Annotated in this window: 8 protein-coding genes; 4 read left to right on the top strand and 4 right to left on the bottom strand. The window is 41.7% G+C overall.

Going from position 1 to position 5557, the window contains the following annotated elements:
- From CD03_RS0131735 to CD03_RS37590, 4 genes are all read right to left on the bottom strand, one after another.
- Window positions 1-462, bottom strand: a 462-nt coding sequence (locus CD03_RS0131735) for an ATP-dependent Clp protease proteolytic subunit (protein ID WP_027297047.1), incomplete at its 3' end; no start/stop codon positions are given.
- Complete coding sequence (locus tag CD03_RS0131730) at window positions 459-905, bottom strand: helix-turn-helix transcriptional regulator (protein WP_027297046.1); 447 nt, start codon at window positions 903-905, stop codon at window positions 459-461. The genes CD03_RS0131735 and CD03_RS0131730, both read right to left, overlap by 4 nt.
- Before the next feature lie 237 nt (window positions 906-1142).
- Window positions 1143-2423 carry a sensor histidine kinase gene (locus CD03_RS35565; protein WP_052378101.1) on the bottom strand — a complete coding sequence of 427 codons (1281 nt, stop codon included), beginning with the start codon at window positions 2421-2423 and terminating at the stop codon, window positions 1143-1145.
- Window positions 2416-2640 carry a winged helix-turn-helix domain-containing protein gene (locus tag CD03_RS37590; RefSeq protein WP_255348134.1) on the bottom strand — a complete coding sequence of 75 codons (225 nt, stop codon included), beginning with the start codon at window positions 2638-2640 and terminating at the stop codon, window positions 2416-2418. The genes CD03_RS35565 and CD03_RS37590 overlap by 8 nt, the downstream gene beginning before the upstream one ends.
- Window positions 2641-2714: 74 nt before the next feature.
- On the opposite strand from CD03_RS37590, the gene CD03_RS39260 reads away from it, so the two are divergent.
- The 4 genes from CD03_RS39260 to CD03_RS0131705 all read left to right on the top strand — a co-directional run.
- Window positions 2715-3140 carry a winged helix-turn-helix domain-containing protein gene (locus tag CD03_RS39260; protein WP_081820516.1) on the top strand — a complete coding sequence of 142 codons (426 nt, stop codon included), beginning with the start codon at window positions 2715-2717 and terminating at the stop codon, window positions 3138-3140.
- On the top strand, window positions 3133-4494 hold the full coding sequence (locus tag CD03_RS0131715; protein ID WP_027295941.1) for a sensor histidine kinase: 1362 nt from the start codon (window positions 3133-3135) through the stop codon (window positions 4492-4494). The genes CD03_RS39260 and CD03_RS0131715 overlap by 8 nt, the downstream gene beginning before the upstream one ends.
- Before the next feature lie 134 nt (window positions 4495-4628).
- A complete protein-coding gene (locus CD03_RS35560) occupies window positions 4629-5117 on the top strand; it encodes a helix-turn-helix transcriptional regulator (RefSeq protein WP_052378100.1) in 489 nt (162 codons plus the stop codon).
- The coding region (locus CD03_RS0131705) for an ATP-dependent Clp protease proteolytic subunit (protein ID WP_027297045.1) at window positions 5095-5557 on the top strand (463 nt) is incomplete at its 3' end. The genes CD03_RS35560 and CD03_RS0131705, both read left to right, overlap by 23 nt.

Here is a 5557-nt window from a genome sequence, read left to right as displayed (position 1 = left end):
CAGAATCCGGTTAAGACGCTGCTTACTCTTCTGCAAATAGTCAGAAAGAATTTTAATGTCACTGGTCTGGCCTTTTATGCCGCCGGAGGAAGGCTGGTGAATCATAATTTCTGAATTTGGCAAGGCAAAACGCTTGCCCTTTGCACCGCCTGCCATTAAAAATGCTCCAAAGCTTGCAGCCATTCCGATACAGATGGTGGAAACATCGCATTTGATATAATTCATGGTATCGTAAATTGCAAATCCTGCAGATACGGAACCACCCGGACTGTTAATGTATAACTGGATATCCTTACCCGGATCCTGGCCTTCCAGATACAGAAGCTGACTGGTAACCAGACTGGCAGAAGCATCGGTGACTTCTTCACCCAGAAAAATAATCCGGTCATCCAGCAGGCGGGAGTAAATGTCAAAACTGCGTTCACCGCGACTGGTCTGTTCAACTACATAAGGTATAATCATGCTGCAATCCCCCTGACTTCAGACAGTTGTATACAAAAGCTGGTAATGGTATTGTATCCTTTTGCAGAATTGTCTGCGAATACCTGAATTGCCGGACAAAATTCCTGGAAAAGCTCAAATCGCTCCTGCCTGGGTGTAAAAATGTGAAGGCTCCGGCAGGTCTGGGGAGTACATTGATATAATTGCCGGAACGCCAGTGTAAAAGCCTGTTGGGAATCATAACCCGCTTTACAGGAAATCTCTGCAATGGGAATGTCGGTCTCTGCTAAAAGTCTGGCAGCTTCTGTCAGTCTGCGTCTCTGGATATATTTATGCATGGTGCAGCCTACCACACTGGAAAATATGCGGTTCAGATAGTATTTTGAATAGTTCATATTCTGTGAAATATCGTCAAGATGGATTTTTTCCTGCAGATGGGATTCAATGTAGGATACAATCTCCACAACAATATCGTTTTATCACTCATAGTAATGCCCCCTTTCGTGATGGTCATGATTTTTATTATAGCAGATATGTCTTAGGGTGTCTTAATAAAAAGTGCTCTCTTTATGGACAAGAGAGCACTTTTTTAGATTCAAATAAATTACAAATAACTTAGCATTAAAAGCGTATCGTGAAAGTAATTACCCCATCATCAATCTGGCAGTTATATGCAAAACCCTGTTTCTGGGCAGCTGCACTTACAATGGAAATCCAAGTCCGGTACCGGACAGCTCTTTATTCCGGGATTTCTCGGCAACATAGAACGGATCCCAGATTCTTTCCAAAAGAATATTGTGGTTGTGGGCTACACCGTTGGAGGTCTGAAAAATAATCCTGCCGTATTCCTCATATAACCGTATGTTTATATGGCTGTTGGAAGTATATTTTACCGCATTAGAGATCAGATTGGAAAATATGGCAGTAATTCCTTCCAGACTTGCAGTGATAACTACATCCGGCAGGATGTCTGCTTGCAGAGTGAGCTGCTTGTTTTCTAACTCCAGCTGATATTCTTCGATCATTCCGGTGAGCATACTGCTGATCTCTACAGATTCTTTGGGATAGTCTTTTTGCCGGATGCGGGATAAATCAAGAAGTCCTTCAATGAGCCTTTCCATTTTTTCATTCTGGCGGATAACCGTGTCCAAGAAAGTGCCGTCATCAATGCCGTCTTTAATGCCGCAGGTATAAGCTTTAATCAGGGCCACCGGTGTCTTCAGATCATGGGATACATTGCCAAGTAGAGCTTCCATCTGTCGGTTTTTTTCAATCAGAGCTTCCTGGGATTCTTTTAGTTTGCAGCTCATGTCATTGATGCTGCTGGCAAGGTCTTCCAGCTCATCGTTTGTCCTGATTTCTATCTGACTGAAATTCTGGTTGGAAATATCCTTTGTCAGTGCGCTGATCTCTGAAAGGGGAGTAGTAATTTTCTTAACCAGAAAATAGATAAGAATCATCATAATAATTACTGCGGCTAAAAAGATACATAAGGTAATGCCATTGATCAATGAGACGATCTCGCTGATATTTGGAATGATGATAGCTACTCCTGCAAAGGTTTCCTCTAAATTCAAGTATTCTACAAGTATACTGTAATGCAGCTTGGATTGGTTGTAGATGCGCAGTTGTCTCCCGTTTGCCATTGTATTCAGGTAATCCTGATCCCAAAGCCAGTAACGGTCCAGCCCCAGACCTTTATCCAGAAACGCATTGCGGAGGCGTTCATTTAATTCATCAATATCAGAGGTATTGTCTACGCGGGCAATTACTACATCCCTGGATTCTTCCAGTGCGGCAATGGCTTCGTCTAATGATTCTGCATTTTGCATAAGTGTATTACAAATTTCATTGATTTCTGACTTTCTTTCATAGATATAATATCTTCCGATAAACTGTGAATTTACAACGACTGATATTAATACAACGACAATTAAAACGGCTGAAATACTCAATAGAAATTTTTTGGCAAGTTTACTCATTTTGATTCTCCAACATGTATCCGATACCGATGTGGGTAGTGATATACTTTTCTCCTATTTTATTGCGAAGTCTCCGTATATGGGTATCCAGGGTGCGTTCATCGCCATAATAGTCCATTCCCCAAACGCTGGAAAGTAATTGTTCTCTGGATAGAATCATGCCCTGGTTCAGGAAAAAGGTGTAAAGGAGTTCGTATTCTTTTTTGGTTAGTTTTATTTCTTCCTGCCGTATTTTTACGATTCTGGTGTCCGGATTTAAGGTAAGGCTGCCGCAGTAAGCAGTTTTCCCAGCTGAATAAGTTTTTCAATCCGAAGGAGCAGGATCTTTGGCTCATTAGGTTTGCGTTATGGTGCTGCACTATAAGTCAGACCTTTTTCGTCAGAGATCCTGTTCCTTCGGATTGCAAAACTTTTCAGCTGGGAAAACTGCTTACCTGCGGCAGCCTTACCTTAAATCCGGACACCAGAATCGTAAAAATACGGCAGGAAGAAATAAAACTAACCAAAAAAGAATACGAACTCCTTTACACCTTTTTCCTGAACCAGGGCATGATTCTATCCAGAGAACAATTACTTTCCAGCGTTTGGGGAATGGACTATTATGGCGATGAACGCACCCTGGATACCCATATACGGAGACTTCGCAATAAAATAGGAGAAAAGTATATCACTACCCACATCGGTATCGGATACATGTTGGAGAATCAAAATGAGTAAACTTGCCAAAAAATTTCTATTGAGTATTTCAGCCGTTTTAATTGTCGTTGTATTAATATCAGTCGTTGTAAATTCACAGTTTATCGGAAGATATTATATCTATGAAAGAAAGTCAGAAATCAATGAAATTTGTAATACACTTATGCAAAATGCAGAATCATTAGACGAAGCCATTGCCGCACTGGAAGAATCCAGGGATGTAGTAATTGCCCGCGTAGACAATACCTCTGATATTGATGTATTAAATGAACGCCTCCGCAATGCGTTTCTGGATAAAGGTCTGGGGCTGGACCGTTACTGGCTTTGGGATCAGGATTACCTGAATACAATGGCAAACGGGAGACAACTGCGCATCTACAACCAATCCAAGCTGCATTACAGTATACTTGTAGAATACTTGAATTTAGAGGAAACCTTTGCAGGAGTAGCTATCATCATTCCAAATATCAGCGAGATCGTCTCATTGATCAATGGCATTACCTTATGTATCTTTTTAGCCGCAGTAATTATTATGATGATTCTTATCTATTTTCTGGTTAAGAAAATTACTACTCCCCTTTCAGAGATCAGCGCACTGACAAAGGATATTTCCAACCAGAATTTCAGTCAGATAGAAATCAGGACAAACGATGAGCTGGAAGACCTTGCCAGCAGCATCAATGACATGAGCTGCAAACTAAAAGAATCCCAGGAAGCTCTGATTGAAAAAAACCGACAGATGGAAGCTCTACTTGGCAATGTATCCCATGATCTGAAGACACCGGTGGCCCTGATTAAAGCTTATACCTGCGGCATTAAAGACGGCATTGATGACGGCACTTTCTTGGACACGGTTATCCGCCAGAATGAAAAAATGGAAAGGCTCATTGAAGGACTTCTTGATTTATCCCGCATCCGGCAAAAAGACTATCCCAAAGAATCTGTAGAGATCAGCAGTATGCTCACCGGAATGATCGAAGAATATCAGCTGGAGTTAGAAAACAAGCAGCTCACTCTGCAAGCAGACATCCTGCCGGATGTAGTTATCACTGCAAGTCTGGAAGGAATTACTGCCATATTTTCCAATCTGATCTCTAATGCGGTAAAATATACTTCCAACAGCCATATAAACATACGGTTATATGAGGAATACGGCAGGATTATTTTTCAGACCTCCAACGGTGTAGCCCACAACCACAATATTCTTTTGGAAAGAATCTGGGATCCGTTCTATGTTGCCGAGAAATCCCGGAATAAAGAGCTGTCCGGTACCGGACTTGGACTTTCCATTGTAAGTGCAGCTGCCCAGAAACAGGGTTTTGCATATAACTGCCAGATTGATGATGGGGTAATTACTTTCACGATACGCTTTTAATGCTAAGTTATTTGTAATTTATTTGAATCTAAAAAAGTGCTCTCTTGTCCATAAAGGAGAGCACTTTTATTAAGACACCCTAAGACATATCTGCTATAATAAAAATCATGACCATCACGAAAGGGGGCATTACTATGAGTGATAAAAACGATATTGTTGTGGAGATTGTATCCTACATTGAATCCCATCTGCAGGAAAAAATCCATCTTGACGATATTTCACAGAATATGAACTATTCAAAATACTATCTGAACCGCATATTTTCCAGTGTGGTAGGCTGCACCATGCATAAATATATCCAGAGACGCAGACTGACAGAAGCTGCCAGACTTTTAGCAGAGACCGACATTCCCATTGCAGAGATTTCCTGTAAAGCGGGTTATGATTCCAACAGGCTTTTACACTGGCGTTCCGGCAATTATATCAATGTACTCCCCAGACCTGCCGGAGCCTTCACATTTTTACACCCAGGCAGGAGCGATTTGAGCTTTTCCAGGAATTTTGTCCGGCAATTCAGGTATTCGCAGACAATTCTGCAAAAGGATACAATACCATTACCAGCTTTTGTATACAACTGTCTGAAGTCAGGGGGATTGCAGCATGATTATACCTTATGTAGTTGAACAGACCAGTCGCGGTGAACGCAGTTTTGACATTTACTCCCGCCTGCTGGATGACCGGATTATTTTTCTGGGTGAAGAAGTCACCGATGCTTCTGCCAGTCTGGTTACCAGTCAGCTTCTGTATCTGGAAGGCCAGGATCCGGGTAAGGATATCCAGTTATACATTAACAGTCCGGGTGGTTCCGTATCTGCAGGATTTGCAATTTACGATACCATGAATTATATCAAATGCGATGTTTCCACCATCTGTATCGGAATGGCTGCAAGCTTTGGAGCATTTTTATTGGCAGGCGGTGCAAAGGGCAAGCGTTTTGCCTTGCCAAATTCAGAAATTATGATTCACCAGCCTTCCTCCGGCGGCATAAAAGGCCAGACCAGTGACATTAAAATTCTTTCTGACTATTTGCAGAAGAGTAAGCAGCGTCTTAACCGGATTCTGG

The sequence above is a fragment of the Robinsoniella sp. KNHs210 genome, assembly GCF_000686105.1.
GTDB classification, from domain to species: Bacteria; Bacillota; Clostridia; order Lachnospirales; family Lachnospiraceae; genus Robinsoniella; species Robinsoniella peoriensis.
Note: the sequence above shows the minus strand (reverse complement) of the source record. Positions and strands in the feature narration are given on the sequence as shown.

Coding starts and splice junctions, on each gene's coding strand:
- CD03_RS35565 (WP_052378101.1), bottom strand. CDS start 2,423: ATGAGTAAACTTGCCAAAAAATTTCTATTGAGTATTTCAGCCGTTTTA.
- CD03_RS0131715 (WP_027295941.1), top strand. CDS start 3,133: ATGAGTAAACTTGCCAAAAAATTTCTATTGAGTATTTCAGCCGTTTTA.
- CD03_RS35560 (WP_052378100.1), top strand. CDS start 4,629: ATGAGTGATAAAAACGATATTGTTGTGGAGATTGTATCCTACATTGAA.